The following is a 16,657-nucleotide window of genomic DNA, read 5'->3' on the forward strand; positions in this document are numbered from 1 at the left end:
CTTTGGCAATTCATGCCTTGTGCTCGGCCGCCAGATACTCGGCGCTCTGCATTTCGATCAGCCGCGAGGCGGTGCGTTCGAAGGCGCCCTGCAGGCGGCTGCCGGAATACAGTGCGGTGGGCGGTGTGGCAGCGGTGCAGACCAGGTTGACATGGCGGTCGTACAGTTCGTCGATCAGGTTGACGAAGCGGCGCGCGGCATCTTCGTTGAGGCTGTCGAAGCGGGGAATGCCGCCCAGCAACAGCGTGTTGAACTCGCGCGCTATCTCGATGTAATCGGTGGTGCCGCGCGGGCCTTCGCACAACGCGGCGAAATCGAACCAGACGATGCTCTTGCCGCGCGCGCGCACCGGGATCTTGCGGCTGTCGATCTCGATGTTGCCGGGGTGCGCATCGCTGCCGCCGCTCAACTCGCGCCAGCGCGAGGCCATCCATCCATCGGCCTGGCCATCCAACGGGGCGCGGTAGACCGGCGAACGGGTCAGCGCGCGCAGGCGATAATCTTCCTGCCCGTCCGAACGCAGCACCACGCAATGCTGCTGCAACAGGGCAATGGCGGGCAGGAAGCCGGCGCGCTGCAGGCCGTCCTTGTACAGGTTCTCCGGTGCGGTGTTGGACGTGGTCACCAGGCTGACGCCTTCGGCGAACATGCGGTCCAGCAACCGCGCCAGCAGCATCGCATCGCCGATGTCGGTGACGAAGAACTCGTCCAGCACCAGCACGCGCAGCTTGCCGCGTACCTCGCGCACGATCCTGGCCAGCGGATCGCTTTCGCCGGCATGCTGGCGCAGCCGATCATGCACGCCGCGCATGAAGCGGTGGAAATGGGTGCGGTACTTGCCGCCTTCGCCCGACTGCCCGGCCTGCGCATGCGGCACGCCGGTGCGGCCGGAGGCCGACCAGGTCGGCAGCGGCAGGTTGTCGTAGAACAGGTCAACCAGGAAGGTCTTGCCGCGGCCGACCTCGCCCCAGTAGTACAGGCCTTTCACCGGTTCCGGCCGCCTGCCGAACAGCCTGCCGAGCAAGCCGCCCTCCGGCGATGCGGAAAGCAGCCCGGCGTGAATGCGGTCCAGTTCGGCCAGTGCCGGATGCTGCGCGGGATCGTCCTGCCATTGGCCCTGCCGTACGCCGGCCGCGTAGCGCTGCGATGGCGTCATCGCGCTTGCCGGTTCGCTCATCGGTAGTCCGGCTCCGACATCATCCGCAGCGGGACCGATCCGCGGATGCTTTCCAGCCAGGCGACGGCGGTACGCGGCAGCTTGCCGGTCCAGCCCGGCACGTTGCTGTAATAGCGCACCTCGCTTTTTCCCTGACTGTCGAAATCCAGCAGCGCCACCCACAAGCGGCCATCGCCGGTCTGCATCAACAGGCCGCGGGTGTTGTTGGCGATGCCGCGCACCGCGTAGTCGCCGACGGTGGCGCCGAAGCCGTCCTCATCGGCCAGCGCGCTGCCCAGATCGATGCGCGCCACCAGGGCGGCGTAGTCGTCCTGGCCCAGCAGATCGCGCAACGCCTTGTCGTGCGCGGGCGTTGCGACGATGCCGAGGTTGAGCAGATTCCATACCGGTGCCGCGCCGCCGCCGGCATCGGCGATATAGCGGCCGGCGTAATGGACGCCGGCGCCGGCGCCGCAATGGCCTTGCGACTGTTCCAGTTCGATCTGGCGGTGCACGCGGCGCAACAGCATCCGGCAGTCGGGATCGCTGTCGTCGCCGCCTTGCAATCGCAGCGTGTCGCCATCGAGCTGCGCATCCCCAGAGTAACCGCCCATATTGGCGCCGGCGCTGGCATCCAGGCCAATCCGGTAGCGGTCGGCGTCCAGCCGCTCGATGCTCAACGCCGATGGCGAGGAATGGCCGCCGATGCGCGTCCATTCGCCGCTCCAGTCGAACACGCCCTCGACGGCCGCAGGAGCCAGTTCGGCCAGGCGCCGCGTATAGCTTCGGCGCAGGCAGGCAGCATCGTCCCGGCACTGGTTGCGTTCGGCCAGCCATTGCAGCTGATCGGTCTTCAGTTCGGCCGGGTAGCGGCTGCGCGCCAGGGCCTCGCGCCAGCGCGCCGCCAGCGCCGCATCCAGCGCGCCGGTCGCCGCATCGGCGCAGATGGCGCGCTCGGTGGCGGTGCGCGCCTTGCCGCAATCGAAACCGGCGGCCAGCGCCAGCGCCGGCAATCCGGCCAGCGCGCACGCCAGTCCCATCATGATCGCTGTTCGCACTCGCTCGCTCCTGTCAGTCGGTTGCCGCCGGCAGGAAGGCTTTCATCGCGTGCTTGATGGCGCCGCGCAGGTCCATCAGTTTGCGGTGGAAGAAATGGCTGGTCTCGGGCATGCGGATCAGTTCCGGCGGGTTCTTGAGCCCGTCGATCCAGTCGTAGACGGCCTGCGGGTCGACGATTTCGTCCTGCTCGCCCTGGATCACCAGCCAGGGGCCGCCGGGCGGGACGATGGCGCTGAAATCCCAGCGGCCGGCCGGCGGCGCGATCGAGATCAGCGCGTCGGGTTTCAGTTCGTCGGCCGCACGCAGCGACACGTAGGCGCCGAAGCTGAAACCGGCCAGCCACAGCGCGTGCCCGGGCCGCTGCTCGCGCACCCAGGCCGCCACCGCGCGCAGGTCGTCGGTTTCGCCGTTGCCGTGGTCGAAGCTGCCGGCCGATTCGCCGGTGCCGCGGAAGTTGAAGCGCACCGTGACCGCGCCCAGTTCGCGCAGGCTGCGGGCGGCCATCACCACGACCTTGTTGTGCATGCTGCCGCCCTCGGTGGGCAGCGGGTGGCAGACGATCGCCGTCAGCGGCAGCGCCGGCATACCGTCGGGCCACTCGACGAACAGTTCCAGCGCGCCGGCCGGTCCTGGCAGGACCAGCGGTCCGGACGCCTGGGGAAAGGAGGGGGTAGTCATGCCGACATGATAAGCGCTGCCGCCGCCAGTCCTTTGGAAGACCATTGCGGACACGCAACGCTGCATTGCCGGCAACCGTGTTGCGACGGCATTTGTTGCAACGCACAATAAGGCGCCGGCAGGTTGGCGTGGCCGGAAACCAGGAATCCCGATGCGTCTGCCCATCATTGCGCTGGCCGTCAGCGCGTTTGCCATTGGCACCACCGAGTTCGTCGTCATGGGGCTGCTGCCGCAGATGGCCGACGATCTCGGGGTGTCGATTCCCGCCGCCGGCATGCTGGTCACCGGCTACGCCCTGGGTGTGGTGTTCGGCGGTCCGCTGCTGGCCATGGCCACCGCGCGGCTGCCGCGCAAGACCGTCCTGATGGTGCTGATGGGGTTGTTCATTGCCGGCAATCTGTTGTGCGCGCTGGCGCCGGACTACGACACGCTGATGTTTGCGCGCGTGATCGCCGCGCTGGCGCATGGCTCGTTCTTTGGCGCCGGTGCGGTGGTTGCGGGGCATGTGGCCGGACCAGGCCGGGCGGCGCAGGCGATCGCGCTGATGTTCACCGGACTGACCGTGGCCACCATCATGGGCGTGCCGCTGGGCACGTTGCTGGGCCAGACCCTGGGCTGGCGTGCGACGTTCTGGGCAGTGGTGCTGCTGGGCGTCGCGGCGCTGCTGATCATCGCGCGGCAGGTACCGGATCTGCGCGAGATGCAGGCGCCCCGGCTGGGCCAGGAATTGCGGGTGTTGCGCCAACCGCAGGTGCTGCTGGCGCTGGGCATGACGGTGTTCGGCTTTGGCGGCGTGTTTGCGGTGTTCACCTACATCGTGCCCATTCTCACCGAACAGGCGCATCTGGGCGAACAGGCCATCAGCTGGGTACTGGCGCTTTTCGGCCTGGGCGCCACCTGCGGCACGTTGTTGGGGGGACGGCTGGCCGACTGGCGCCTGATGCCGGCGCTGATCATCGCTCTGGCGGTGCTGAGCCTGTTCTTCGTGGTGTTCGCGGCGATGATGCAGCATCCGGCGGCGGCGGTGATTGGCGTGTTCCTGATCGGCCTGCTCGGCTTTGCCAGCAGCCCGGGTCTGCAGACGCGTTGCGTGCAACAGGCCAGCGCCGCGCCGTTGCTGGCGTCCACGCTGAACCAGAGTGCGTTCAACCTGGGCAACGCCGGCGGCGCCTGGATAGGCGCCAGCCTGCTAAGCCATGGTGCCGGCTACCCGGCGCTGAGTCTGGCCGCCGCCGCGGTCACCGCGGCCGGGCTGGGCCTGACTTTGGCCAGCGCATATCTGCAGCGGCGCAGCCGCCGTCTGCAGGTGTCGCCAGCGATTGCCTGTAGCCATGGATGACGCGGCAATCCGGTGCAGCCGTTAACCTGAGCCGATGGCATTCGACGCGTTCGCCCTGATCCTGGCCATGCTCGCCCTGGGCATGGCGTTTGCACGCCTGAAACTGTTGCCGGCCAACGCGGCCGAAGTTCTGAACCGGGTGGTGCTGTACGTCTGCCTGCCGGCGGCGGTGCTGATCTACGTGCCGCGCCTGCATGTGGATGTCTCGCTGATCGGCATCATCGCCACGCCCTGGCTGCTGACCGGCGCCACGCTGGCGCTGGTGACGCTGGCCAGCCGTTGGCTGAAGTTCCGTCGCGACGAGTTCGCTGCGGTGCTGCTGTGCGTGGCGCTGTGCAACAGCAGTTTCATCGGCTATCCGATGGTGCGGGCCTTGCTGGGCGAACAGGCGCTGCCGTATGCGGTGGTCTACGACCAGTTCGGCACATTTGTGCTGTTGTCCACGTTCGGTGTGTACGTGCTGGCCAGGTACGGCGGCGATGCGCCGCCGAGCGGCCGCCAGATCCTGCTACGGATCGCCAGGTTTCCGCCGCTGTGGGCGCTGGTCTTCAGCCTGATCGCAATGCCGGAACGGCCGCCGCAATGGATTGCCGACGCGTTGCAGAAGTTGGCCGACGCGATGCTGCCGCTGGTGATGCTGGCGGTGGGGCTGTCGATCCAGTTGCGCCTGCCGCGCGATGAACTCAAACCGCTGGCGGTGGGCCTGCTGTTGCGGTTGGTGGTGATGCCGGCGATCGCGCTGCCGCTGTCGCTGCTGATGGGCATGCGCGGCGACATGCTGCAGGCCAATGTGCTGGAGTCGGCCATGCCGACCATGATCACCGCCGCCGCGCTGGCGATTTCGCACAACCTGGCCCCGCGCCTGGCCGCCGCGCTGGTCGGCTACAGCATCCTGTTGTCGCTGCTGACGTTGCCGGCGTGGGTGTGGGTAGTGCGGCTGTTCGCCTGATGGACGTTCAAGCCGGGGCGGTCTCTCCGGCCGGCTGCGACCGATAGGCACGCAGGAACGCATCGGCCAGCGGCGGATTGCCTTCAGGGTGGGAGCGACGTCGGTTGCGATGAAGCTTTACCCGTTGAGCTTCATCGCCACTGACCCGTGGCGGCATGCCGCCACGACTCCCACAGGGAAACGTGCCGAACCGCCTTACCGCAGCCGGTGCGTCAGTCGGCCGGCACCGTCCGCTCGCGCGCCCACTGCCGCAATGCGCCGACCTGTTCGGCCATCAGCACCGACAGCGGGCGGGTGTTGCGGATTTCCTGCATCAGCAGGTCGGTATCCAGCGGCGTGCGTTCGGCATGAGCGGTGTACAGCGCCGAGACGATGGCCTGCTCGATCTCGGCGCCGGAAAAGCCATTGGCGGCGGCGGCCAGCGCCGGCAGGTTGAAGTCGTCGGCCGGCAGCTGGCGCCGGGCCAGATGCAGGCGCAGCACTTCCACGCGGGTATCCGGGTCGGGCAGGTCGACGAAGAAGATCTCGTCGAAACGGCCCTTGCGCAGCAGCTCGGCCGGCAGTTCGTGCACCTGGTTGGCGGTGGCGACGATGAAGACGTGGCCGGACGCGGCCGCGCTCCTGCGCTCGGCCATCCAGGTCAGCAGGTAGCCCAGCACCCGCCGCGACACGCCGCCGTCCTCGCCGCCGCTGGCCAGGCCCTTCTCGATTTCGTCGATCCACAGCACGCACGGGGCCAGCTGTTCGGCCGAGGCCAGCGCCGCGCGCAGGTTCTTTTCGGTTTCGCCGTGGTACTTGTCGTACAGCGTGCCGAAGTCCAGCCGCAGCAGCGGTACGCCGAAACCGCCGGCGGTGGCCTTGGCCAGCATCGACTTGCCGCAGCCCTGCACGCCCAGCAGCAGCATGCCCTTGGGCGGGTCGAGCTGGTACCGGTACGGGTCCGGCGACGCATCGCCGGCGACGAACACGTTGCGGCGCTGCTCGATCCAGCGTTTGAGCCGGCGCGCACCGGCCACCTCGGCGAACTGCGCTGTGTCGTATTCGTAGTGCAGGTGGCCGCTGCGGTTGAGCAGCTCGAACTTCAGCCTGGCCAGTTGCGGCAGGTCGTTGGCGTTCAGCGCGCCGTCGGCGAAGATCAGCTGGCGGGCGATGCGGCGCGCGTCGGTCAGGCTGAGGCCCTGCAGGTTGCGCACGATCTGCTGGACCGCTTCGCCGTCCACTTCCACCCGCCGGCCGCCGTGCTCGTCGGCGTAGTGCGCGGCTTCCTCGCGGACCAGCTTCAGCAGCGCATTGGCATCGGGCAGGCGCGGACTGAAACGCACCGCCAGCGCATCCAGTTCGGCCGGCAGTTCGATCTTCGAACCCACCAGCACCACCACATGCGGCAGGCTGTGGCGGCGCTGCACGATGTCGCGCAGCTGGCGCTGGCTGCTGGCGTAGCCCAGGTAGGGGTGGAAATCCAGCAGCAGGTAGATGCCGCGCTGCTCGGCCTGTTTCATCATCTGCAGCGCGGCGCTGGCGTCGGGCGGGCCTTCGGCCTCGTCCTCGCGATCCATGTCCAGGCGGCGCAGGCCCTCGGTGATCGACCAGCGGTACAGCGCCCGCCAGACCTGCGACAGCGCCTGCCGGAACAGGTCCACCACCCGTGCCTCGTCCTGGGTTTCGATGACGATCAACGGCGTATTGGCGCGGATCAGCGCGGTCAGGTCCTGCAGTTCGCTCATGGGGGTACCGGTCCGTGGGGAACGGAACGATAGCAGCAAGGGGAGAGGAGTGAGGAGTGAGAAGAGCCGGGACCTGGCCTTCGCTCACTCCTCACTCCTCTCCCCTCACTCCTCCTTCGCCCCCCACCTTTCTGCTTAACTGGTCACGGTGTACCCTGCGGCTTCCCCGGGCAATGAGGTGCGCGCATGAAGACGATTCTGGTCGCCAGCTCCAAGGGCGGCGCCGGCAAGAGCACGATAGCCACGAACCTGGCCGCGAATTTCGCGCTGGAAGGCAAACGCACGGTGCTGGTGGACGCCGACCCGCAGGGCTCCTCGACCCGCTGGGCCGAGCGCCGGGCCGAACTGGAAAGCGCCGTGCTGCCGATCGATGCCAGCGGCAAGCGGGCCTGGCTGACGCGGTTGCCGGAGGATGCCGAGCGGGTGATCATCGACGCCGCCGCCGGCGCCATGGCCGAGGATCTGGACAGTTTCATCGAACATGCCGACGCCATCGTGGTGCCGGTATTGCCGTCAGCGATGGATATCGAGGCCACCGTGGGTTTCCTGAACACCCTGGCCAAGGTGCCGCGCGTGCACAAGCGCAAGCTGCCGGTCGGGCTGGTGATCAACCGCAGCAAGCCCTGGACCAACGCCTCGCAGCAGGCGGCCGAAATGCTCAAGACCTGGCCCTACCCGGTGGTGGCGCAGTTGCGCGACACCCAGGCCTATGTGGTGCTGGCCGGGTTGGGGCGCAGCCTGTTCGATTACAAGTCAGCCCAGGTCCGCGATCATCAAGGGGATTGGGATCCGTTGCTGAAGTGGATCAAGAAAGCCTGAACCCTGGAGACCTGCCGTGCGCGAACTGATCCTGCTGCGCCATGCGCACGCTGAACCCGTTGTCCCAGGCCAGGCCGATCTGGATCGGCCGCTGTCGGCGCAGGGCCTGGCCGAAGCCGAGGCCGCCGGCCGCTGGCTGGCCGAACACGGGTGGGTTCCGGACCAGGTGCTGTGTTCGCCGGCCCGCCGCGCCCGCGAGACGCTGGAAGCCATCCTGACCGCCATCGGCTACGTCGAGCAGCGGCTGGAATCGGCCATCTACGAAGCCACCGCCGGTACCCTGGCCGGTCTGGCCGACAACTACCGCGAGGTCGACCGGTTGATGATGGTCGGGCACAACCCCGGCTTCGAGCGGCTGGTGGCGCTGATGCACAGCGGCCAGTCCGGCGACTATCGCGGCATGCCGACCGCCTCGGTGGCGGTGCTGTCGCTCCCGGCCGAGGCCGCCATCGAACCTGGCATCGCCACGCTCTCCGCCTTCTGGTGGCCATGAACCTGCGGTTCGGCAGCCGCTTGCTGGGCCTGTGCGGACTGGGCCTGTTGTGCGCGTTCCCGCAGGTATCGGCCAGCGAAGCGCAGTTCGACCCGGCGCATACGCGGCTGGGCTTCGAGTTGCGCACGCGTTGGGGACAGAAGCTGGAGGGCGTGTTCCCGCGCTACGAGGGCGAGGTCAGGGCGCTGCCCGACGGCAGCCAGCAGGTGCTGCTGCGGATGTTCACCAGCGACGTGGAGATTGTCGGCCACCCGCGCTATACCGAATGGGCGCGCAGCGAGAAGTTCTTCGAATCCGACCGCTACCCGCTGGTGATGTTCGTCTCCAAGCCCTATGACGGCGAACTGTTGCGTCAGGGCGGTCCGTTGCATGGCAATCTGATGATCCGCGGCATCAGCCGTCCGGAGACGCTGACCGTGGAGCCCTCCACCTGCGCGCGGCCGGCGGTGGATTGCGATGTGGTGGCGACCGGCGCGGTGCGCAGAAGCGACTACGACATGGACGATTGGAAATTGGCAGTGAACGAAAGGGTGGTGTTTGTGTTGCGTGCGCGAGTGCGGGATGGGTCCGGGCAGTGACGGCGTTATCGTTGAGGTGGGCTGCGCGCTGCGTGGCGGTGGGGTTGGCGCTGTTGTGCAGCGCCTGCGCCGGGCTGTCGCAGGCGCAGCGGGACCAGGCGGCCGGGATCGCCGCCGCCGCCCGTTCGCAGGTCATCGACTGCCAGCAGGCCAATGCCTGCGCGCTGGACTCGCCGCTGCATGAGTTGGGCGCGCGCGCGCTGGCCGAATCGGCGCCGCAGTCGCCGCGCCATTACGCGCTGATCCTGGATCAAGGCCAGGATGCGTTGCTGGCGCGGCTCAACCTGCTGCGCAGCGCGCGCCACAGCATCGATCTGCAGACCTATATCTTCGACAAGGACGACAGCGCGCGGCTGGTGCTGGAGGAACTGCTGGCCGCGGCGCGGCGCGGGGTGCGGGTGCGGGTGCTGATCGATCAGCTCTCGGCGATTGCCGATCTGCAGATTCTTGCGGCGCTGGCCGGCTCCCACCAGAACTTCTCGATCCGCATCTACAACCCCACTTTCGGCAAGGCCAAGCTCAACTACTTCGACTACGCCGGCAGCGTGCTGTGCTGTTTCCGCCGCTTCAACCAGCGCATGCACACCAAGCTGCTGCTGGTGGACGAACGCATCGGCATCACCGGCGGGCGCAACTACCAGGACGACTATTACGACTGGGATGCCGAATACAACTTCCGCGACCGCGACGTGCTGATCGCCGGGCCGGAAGCCGGCGCGATGGCCGGCAATTTCCAGGCGTTCTGGGATGCCCGCCGCAGCACGCCGGTCGAGCGCCTGAACGATGTCGGGCGCAAGCTGCTGAGCGAAGGCGTGCCGGCGATGCCGCCGCTGGACTACCTGCGTCCGGCGCGGGTCGCCGAGATGTCGCGCGAGGCCAGCGATCCGGAGGTGGTCCAAGCCAGGCTGGTCGAACCGGCGCTGCCGGTGGGGGCGGTCAAGTACGTGGCGGATCTGCCGCAGAAGCACCGCCGCGAATCCAATGGCGACGACGCGCCGGCGGCGCCGGAACTGGAAATGCTGATCGGCAGCGCCAGCCAGGAGTTGCTGCTGCAGACGCCGTACCTGGTGCTGTCGCGGCAGGCGCAGGAGCTGTTCCGGCAGATGCGCAAGCGGCAACCGCCGCCGGCGGTGATCGTGTCCACCAACAGTCTGGCGGCGACCGACAACCCGGTGGTCTATTCGATGTCGTTCAAGTACAAGCGCCGCCATCTGCGCGAATTCGGTTTCCAGATCTACGAATACAAGCCGTTTCCCGAAGATGCCCCGGTCGACTATGCCGCGCTGATGCCGGAGGGCCCGCCGATTCCGGTCCCGGATTCGACGCGCAGCCGCCGGTTCGGCCCGTCCGGGTCGCTGGGTCCGTCCGGCTCCACCGGCCCGTCCGGTTCGCTGGGCGCCGCCGGCGAAACCACCCGCCGGTTGCAGCGCACCGAGTCGCGCCCGTCCTTCCTCAGCAGCGGCGCTGCCAGCGAACCGCTGCCGCTCAAGCGCGCCGGCGTGCGCATGGGCCTGCATGCCAAGTCGATGGTGATCGACAACCGCATCGCGGTGATCGGCACGCACAACTTCGACCCGCGCTCGGAAACCTACAACACCGAGGCGGCGGTGATCGTCGACGACGCCGCGTTCGCGCAGGCGCTGGCGGCCAGCATCCGCCGCGATATCGCGCCGGAAAACTCCTGGGTGATCGCCCCGCGCGCCAAGCCGCCGGTGTTCTCGGGGTTGGACTACAGCCTGGGCAAGGTGTCCGAATCGCTGCCGCTGTTCGACCTGTGGCCGTGGCGCTACGCGACCAGCTACCAGTTCCAGCCCGGGCCGGACTGCCCGCTGCCGCTGGGGCCGCGGGATCCGGATTTCCATCGCTGCTACGTCGCCGTCGGCGATTTCCCGGAAGTCAGCGTGGGGCCCAAATGGCTGTATACGCGCGTATTGACCGCCTTCGGCGCGGGCCTGGTGCCGATATTGTGATGGCGGGAATCGGGACCAGGGTCAGGGGCTTCGGTTTTACCTCCCGGGTTCTTCTCCCAAGTGCGGGAAACGTCTATGTGGAAGCCGGTAGCCAGGGTAGTGCGGGACACGCCGTAAATACCCGCTGCGCGGGCCCGGCCCGCCATCGCAGATGGCGGGCGTTCGGCTGCGCGCGAAGCCGTGCTTCGCAAGCGCTTGCCTCACCCATGTAGGCTCTTCCGCGGCATCCATGCCGCGGACGGTCCCGCAATACCCTGGCCACCGACTTCTGGACACCTGGTCGGCGCTCGAAAAAAGGCCTTCCGAAGTCGCGACCTGTCATCTGCCCAAAGGCGACGGCCGGCGGGCTGGGGGGTGCGGAGAGCAGGCCATGGGTGAGCCAAGGCGGCTTGCGCGGCACTGCCGCGCGCCTTGGCGAACGCCCGGCGCGCTGCGCCGGGCCGGTTCGGGCCGCGAAGCGGAACGAGCCTGCGACCCGACGTAAAGACACGACGTCGTCAGGAGGGCGGAGCACCCCCCAGCCTGACGGCCGGCGACTCCCGCCGAAGCCGACATCTCCAGGAAACGGGAGAAGAACCTTATAAAAAGGGGAATAAAGGGGATCGCGCGGAACCACCGCCTGCCCGCCGGCGTAGACTTGCCCGGATTTTCCTTTTGCAGGGGTCCCCGCGATGAGTTTCCGTCAGCCTGTCGATATCGACGCCATCAATGCCCATGCCCGTGGCAGCCTGGTCGAGAACCTCGGCATCGTCATCACCGAAGCCGGTACTGACTGGCTGCGCGGCACGATGCCGGTGGACGCGCGCACGGTGCAGCCCTACGGCATCCTGCACGGCGGCGCATCGGTGGCGCTGGCCGAAACGCTGGGCAGCGTGGCCGGCAACCTGTGCGTGGACACCAGCAAACAGATGGTGGTGGGGTTGGAGATCAACGCCAACCACCTGCGCGCGATGCGCCAGGGCACCGTCACCGGCACTGCGCGCGCGCTGCACGTCGGCCGCAGCACCCAGGTGTGGGAGATCCGCATCGAGAACGACGCCGGCCAGCCGGTCTGCATTTCCCGGCTGACCCTGGCGGTGGTGCCGGTCGCCTGAGAACCGGGCAAGCCATCGATTGAGCTTCGCCATTCCGCTGGAACAGGTCATCCGGTATCTTGGGCGGATATGAGTACCCCCCTCACTCCTGCCGTCGCAGGCGGCAGTGTGGCGCGCGCCTGCCGTTACCTGTACCGCGTACCGCTGCTGCTGATCCATCTGCTGGTGTTCCTGCCGCTGACCTTGCTGGGCATGCTGCCGCCGCTGGGACGGATGCGGCTGGGCGGCGAACCGCTGGAACACTGCGTGGTGCGCTGGTGGTCGGCCGGGTTGATGCGCATCTTCGGCTTCCGCCTGCGTCGCCATGGCATTCCGCTGCCCGGCGCCACCGTCTTCGTGGCCAACCACGTCAGCTGGGTCGACATTTCCATGCTGCACAGCCAGCGCATGATGGGCTTTGTGGCCAAGCAGGAAATCCGCGGCTGGCCGGTGGTCGGCTGGCTGGCGATGCGCGGCCAGACCATCTTCCACCAGCGCGGCAGCCAGGAATCGCTGGGCGGGGTGCTGCACGAGATGCTGCGCCGGCTGCGCGAAGGCCATTCGGTCGGCGTGTTCCCCGAGGGGCGCACCCGCGACGGCCATGCGGTCGGGCCGTTCCACGCGCGCATCTTCCTGGCCGCGGTGGAAGCCGATGTGCCGGTGCAGCCGGTGGCGCTGCGCTACGGTCCGCGTGGCCGCGCCCAGCCGGTGGTGGCGTTTCAATCCAAGGAGAGCTTCTTCGCCAATTTTCTGCGTCTGCTCGGCGAACCGGCGCGTGCGGCCGACATCTGCTTTCTCGAGCCGATCCGGGTATCGGACGTGGATGGTCGCCGCCGCATCGCCGAGATCTCGCGCGAGCGCATCATTGCGGCGATGAACCAGGAAGGCTGAATGTTTTGGAGGCAATACTCGAATGTACGGTGACACTCTCACCCTTCCACCCGAGGTCGCGCCTCCGCCCATGGTGACTGCTGCCGACTATTGCCCGCCGCGCTGGTTGCGCAACCCGCATGTGCAATCGGTGCTGAGTTCCAGCGCACTGCGGCGCAGCCGCGGCCAGCGCCTGCTGGAAAGCAGCGGCGCGGTCACCACCGAACACATCCTCGACGGCGGCGACGGCGTGCGTCTGCAGGCCTGGCATAGCGCCGTTCCCGGCCAGCCGGTGCGCGGCCTGGCGCTGCTGCTGCATGGCTGGGAAGGCAGCGCCGAGTCCAGCTACATGCGCATGACCGCGGCCACGATGCTGGCGCGCGGGTTCGAGGTGGTGCGGCTGAATTTCCGCGACCACGGCGATACCCACCACCTGAACGAGGAACTGTTCCACTCCAACCGCCTGGATGAAGTGGTGCATGCGGCGGTGGATGTGTCGCGGCGCTTTGGCAGCCGGCCGATGGTGATTGCCGGGTTTTCGCTGGGCGGCAATTTCGCGCTGCGGCTGGGGCTGCGCGCGCCGCAGGCCGGTTTGCCGCTGCAGCGCGTGGTGGCGGTATGCCCGGTGCTGGACCCGGCCACCACCATGGACAGCATCCAGCGCGGCCCGGCGTTCTACGACTGGTACTTCACCCGCAAGTGGCGCAGCTCGCTGATCCGCAAGCGCGAGCTGTTCCCGGCCCTGCACAATTTCGACAACGCCACGCTGTCGCTGGACATCCGCGCGCTGACCGACTGGCTGGTGCGGCGGCATACCTCATTCGCATCGCTGGACGACTACTTCAACGGCTATTCGATCGCCGGCGACCGCCTGATCGGGCTGCAGGTGCCGGCCGACATCCTGATGGCCGAGGACGATCCGGTCATTCCGTTCGACAGCTTCCGCGACTGGCAGCTGCCGGACTGCGCGCGGCTGGAAATCGCCCCCTGGGGCGGGCACTGCGGCTTCATCGAGAACGCCGCCTGCGACGGCTTTGCCGAGCGCTGGGTCGCCGAGCATCTGGACGCCGGCCGCGGCAGGCGCTGAGGCGTCCGGCGGCGGCGCGTGGGCGGCTGCCGATGGATGACACGCTCTACAATAGGCGTTTGACCGAACGCCAGACCCGCCCATGTACGACACCATCATCGATGCCCTGCGCCGCAATGCCGCGGACGAGGCCCTGACTGCCGCGCGCGAACTGGTCGCCAGCCGTCCCGACGACGCGCAGGCGCACCGCTGGCTGGCGACATCGCTGCAGCAGGCCGGCCAGAGCGAAGCCGCACTGGCGAGCATCGATCATGCGATCGCGCTGGCGCCGGAAAATGCCGATCTGCACCTGGCCCGGGCCGGCGTGCTGATCGGCAGCCGCCGCATCGATGAAGCGCAGAGCGCGCTGGCGGCCTCCAGCGGGCTGGACCCCAACCAGTTCCTGGCCTACCTGATGCAGGCGCAGCTGGCGCTGGGCCGCGGCGATCTGGATGAAGCCGAGCGCCTGAGCCGGCTGGCGGCGCGAGTCAGCCCGGAGCATCCGCTGCTGGCCGCCGTTGACGGCATGGTGGCGCTGCGCCGCGGCGATGCCGATCGCGCCCTGCAGATCGTCTCCGCCGCCAGCCAGGTAGCGCCGGAAGAGCCGCAGCTGCGCTTTGCCCTGGGCTTTGTCTACATGGCCAAGCAGCACTGGGCGTTCGCCGAGCAGGCGTTCCGCGGCATCGTCGACAGCAATCCGGCCGCCACCAACCTGCGCAGCCTGATCGCCGACCTGGTGCGCCGCCAGGGCCGCCCCGGCGAGGCCGCCGACGAACTGGAACCGCTGCTGGCCAATCCCGCCACCGGCCACCCGGGCCTGCATCGCTATGCCGGGCAGTTGCGCCTGGCCGCCGGCCACAACGAGCAGGCGCTGGCATCGCTGCGCGCTGCGCTGGCCGGCAACCCGCGCGACCGCGATGCGCTGCTGGGCCTCATCGAGGCCTGGCGACGCCTGAACGCGCCCGATGACGCGCGCGCGACGCTGGACGCGGCGCTGGCCACCACGTCCGATTCGCATGAGCTGTGGCTGGCGCGGCTGCTGTTCGAGCTGGTCGGCAGCGAGCAGGCCGCCGCAGTGGTCGAACGTTGGCTCAAGGCCATGCCCGAGCACCTGCCGGCACTGGAAGCGCAGATGACGGTCTTGGATCTGGCCGGGGATGCGGCCGGCGCCGAGGCCATTGCCCGGCGCATCGTCGAACGCGAGTCCGGCCGCAGCAGCGGCGAGCAGCGGCTGGTGGAGGCGCTGCTGGCGCGCGATGAGCCCAAGGCGGCGATCGAGCGGGTGCAATCGCTGATCGAGCGCGCTACCGATCCGCAGGCCAAGCAGGGCCTGCGCGGCTGGCTGGGACTGGTGCAGGACCGCGCCGGCCGCCAGGCCGATGCCGTGGCTACCTGGACCGGGCTGGCGCAGGAAGCCGCGCCGATGCGCCTGCCGCTGTGGCCGCTCACCGAGGCGCAACAGGCATGGCCACCGTTGGCGCCGCTGCCGCAACCGCTCGGCGCGCGCCCGCTGTTGCTGTGGGGAGCGCCGGGCAGCGGCGTCGAAGCCATCGCCGGTGCGGTGAACAGGGAAGGCAGCTATCTGCGCACCGACCGTTTCGGGCCCACCCCGCCGCAGGATGGCCTGCAGAGCTATCGCACGCCGGCAGCGCTGGTTTCCGGTGCGTTGACCGGCCAGGAGCTGATCGCCGGCTGGCGCGCGGCGTTGCCGGCGCGCCAGGTCAGCGGCGGCAACATCGTCGACTGGCTGCTGTGGTGGGACAACGCGCTGCTGCATGCGCTGCGTCCGCAGCTGCCCGAAGGCATGCTGCTGATCGCGCTGCGGGATCCGCGCGACATGCTGCTGGACTGGCTGGCGTTCGGTGCGCCGGCGCCGTTGGCGATTACCGATGCGCAGCAGGGCGCGGACTGGCTGGCGCAGCTGCTGGACCAGGTTGCCGCTCTGCACGAGCAGGATCTGTACCCGCACCGGCTGATCCGCCTGGACGGCATCGTCCACGATGCCGCCGCCATTTCCGCGGCGCTTGGCCAGGCGCTGGACACCAGCATGCCGCCGCCGCCAGCGGCCTCCGGCGCCCGGCGTTTCGCCGAAGGCCACTGGCGCGACTACGCGCAGGCGCTGAAGCAGCCGTTCGCGGCGCTGACGCCGGTTGCGCAGCGCCTGGGCTATCCGGAAATCTGATTCCGCCACACCGAAGGAGGCATCCATGCGTATCTGGAGCGAGAGTTTCGAAAACGGCGCGCGCATCCCCGCGCAGTTCGCAATGGGCCAGGCAGACGGCTTTGCCGGCAACCGCAATCCGCAGCTGGCATGGGAGGACGTGCCCGCCGGCGTGCGCTCGTTCGCGCTGCTGTGCATCGATCCGGATGCGCCGACGGTGGCCGAAACCGTCGGCCGCGACGACATGGAAATCCCCGCCGATCAGCCGCGCGCCGATTTCGTGCACTGGGCGATGATCGACATCGCCGCCGAGGAGCGCGGGATCCCGGCCGGCAGCTGCAGCGACGGCATCACCGCCAAGGGCAAGCAGAACCCGCCCGGACCGCGCGGCGCGCGCCAGGGCCTGAACGACTACACCGGCTGGTTCGCCGGCGATGCCGACATGGGCGGCGACTACTTCGGCTACGACGGACCCTACCCGCCGTTCAACGATCTGCGCGTGCACCGCTACTTCTTCCGCCTGTATGCGCTGGATGTCGAAAAACTGGATTTGCCGCAACGCTTCAGCGCCGCCGACGTGCAGCATGCGGTGCAGGGACATACGCTGGCCCAGGCCGAGTTCTACGGCACCTATTCGCTGAATCCGCGCGCCGGCTGATTGAACCGGCCTGCAGCGTCTTTTTTCTGCGGGAGCGGCTGAAGCCGCTCCCTCACCATCCACC

At 68.5% G+C, this 16,657-nt stretch carries 15 protein-coding genes; 11 read left to right on the top strand and 4 right to left on the bottom strand.

The annotated features are described in order from the left end of the window. Positions 1-10: 10 nt before the first annotated feature. The 3 genes from zapE to CRO39_RS14285 are packed head-to-tail and all read right to left on the bottom strand — an operon-like array spanning position 11 to position 2,893. A complete protein-coding gene (gene zapE / locus CRO39_RS14275) occupies positions 11-1,177 on the bottom strand; it encodes a cell division protein ZapE (RefSeq protein ID WP_238394679.1) in 1,167 nt (388 codons plus the stop codon). Further along, positions 1,174-2,214: a lysozyme inhibitor LprI family protein gene (locus CRO39_RS14280; protein ID WP_141400818.1), complete on the bottom strand. Its 1,041-nt coding sequence runs from the start codon at positions 2,212-2,214 to the stop codon at positions 1,174-1,176. The genes zapE and CRO39_RS14280 overlap by 4 nt, the downstream gene beginning before the upstream one ends. Before the next feature lie 13 nt (positions 2,215-2,227). Continuing rightward, positions 2,228-2,893 (bottom strand): alpha/beta hydrolase, encoded by a 666-nt coding sequence (locus CRO39_RS14285; RefSeq protein WP_097122812.1) that lies wholly within the window; start codon positions 2,891-2,893, stop codon positions 2,228-2,230. Positions 2,894-3,044: 151 nt separating this feature from the next. On the opposite strand from CRO39_RS14285, the gene CRO39_RS14290 reads away from it, so the two are divergent. Further along, positions 3,045-4,232: an MFS transporter gene (locus CRO39_RS14290; RefSeq protein ID WP_097122629.1), complete on the top strand. Its 1,188-nt coding sequence runs from the start codon at positions 3,045-3,047 to the stop codon at positions 4,230-4,232. Positions 4,233-4,266: 34 nt separating this feature from the next. Beyond that, entirely contained in the window at positions 4,267-5,181 is a 915-nt protein-coding gene (locus CRO39_RS14295) for an AEC family transporter (RefSeq protein WP_097122630.1), read from the top strand. A gap of 212 nt (positions 5,182-5,393) precedes the next feature. Here the strand turns inward: CRO39_RS14295 and CRO39_RS14300 are convergent, their stop codons facing one another. Continuing rightward, positions 5,394-6,905, bottom strand: a complete 1,512-nt coding sequence (locus CRO39_RS14300) for an AAA family ATPase (RefSeq protein ID WP_097122631.1) — start codon at positions 6,903-6,905, stop codon at positions 5,394-5,396. A 186-nt stretch (positions 6,906-7,091) separates the two neighbouring features. Between CRO39_RS14300 and CRO39_RS14305 the strand changes: the two genes are divergently transcribed. The 9 genes from CRO39_RS14305 to CRO39_RS14345 all read left to right on the top strand — a co-directional run bounded on the left by CRO39_RS14305 (position 7,092) and on the right by CRO39_RS14345 (position 16,593). After that, complete coding sequence (locus CRO39_RS14305; protein WP_097122632.1) at positions 7,092-7,724, top strand: ParA family protein; 633 nt, start codon at positions 7,092-7,094, stop codon at positions 7,722-7,724. A 16-nt stretch (positions 7,725-7,740) separates the two neighbouring features. After that, positions 7,741-8,217 carry a SixA phosphatase family protein gene (locus CRO39_RS14310; RefSeq protein ID WP_097122633.1) on the top strand — a complete coding sequence of 159 codons (477 nt, stop codon included), beginning with the start codon at positions 7,741-7,743 and terminating at the stop codon, positions 8,215-8,217. Beyond that, positions 8,214-8,795, top strand: coding sequence for a YceI family protein (locus tag CRO39_RS14315; protein WP_097122634.1), 582 nt, complete (start codon positions 8,214-8,216; stop codon positions 8,793-8,795). The genes CRO39_RS14310 and CRO39_RS14315 overlap by 4 nt, the downstream gene beginning before the upstream one ends. 11 nt (positions 8,796-8,806) lie before the next feature. Then, a complete protein-coding gene (locus tag CRO39_RS14320; protein WP_097122635.1) occupies positions 8,807-10,765 on the top strand; it encodes a phospholipase D family protein in 1,959 nt (652 codons plus the stop codon). A 671-nt stretch (positions 10,766-11,436) separates the two neighbouring features. Continuing rightward, positions 11,437-11,859 carry a hotdog fold thioesterase gene (locus CRO39_RS14325; RefSeq protein WP_097122636.1) on the top strand — a complete coding sequence of 141 codons (423 nt, stop codon included), beginning with the start codon at positions 11,437-11,439 and terminating at the stop codon, positions 11,857-11,859. A 69-nt stretch (positions 11,860-11,928) separates the two neighbouring features. Further along, entirely contained in the window at positions 11,929-12,729 is an 801-nt protein-coding gene (locus CRO39_RS14330; protein ID WP_097122637.1) for a lysophospholipid acyltransferase family protein, read from the top strand. 70 nt (positions 12,730-12,799) lie between these two features. Continuing rightward, positions 12,800-13,795 carry a YheT family hydrolase gene (locus CRO39_RS14335; protein ID WP_097122638.1) on the top strand — a complete coding sequence of 332 codons (996 nt, stop codon included), beginning with the start codon at positions 12,800-12,802 and terminating at the stop codon, positions 13,793-13,795. 82 nt (positions 13,796-13,877) lie between these two features. Next, entirely contained in the window at positions 13,878-15,956 is a 2,079-nt protein-coding gene (locus tag CRO39_RS14340; RefSeq protein WP_097122639.1) for a tetratricopeptide repeat protein, read from the top strand. Positions 15,957-15,981: 25 nt separating this feature from the next. Then, positions 15,982-16,593 (top strand): YbhB/YbcL family Raf kinase inhibitor-like protein, encoded by a 612-nt coding sequence (locus tag CRO39_RS14345; protein WP_097122640.1) that lies wholly within the window; start codon positions 15,982-15,984, stop codon positions 16,591-16,593. The last annotated feature ends 64 nt before the right edge of the window (positions 16,594-16,657 follow it).

The organism is Pseudoxanthomonas wuyuanensis (assembly GCF_900215535.1).
Taxonomy (GTDB): Bacteria; Pseudomonadota; Gammaproteobacteria; order Xanthomonadales; family Xanthomonadaceae; genus Pseudoxanthomonas_A; species Pseudoxanthomonas_A wuyuanensis.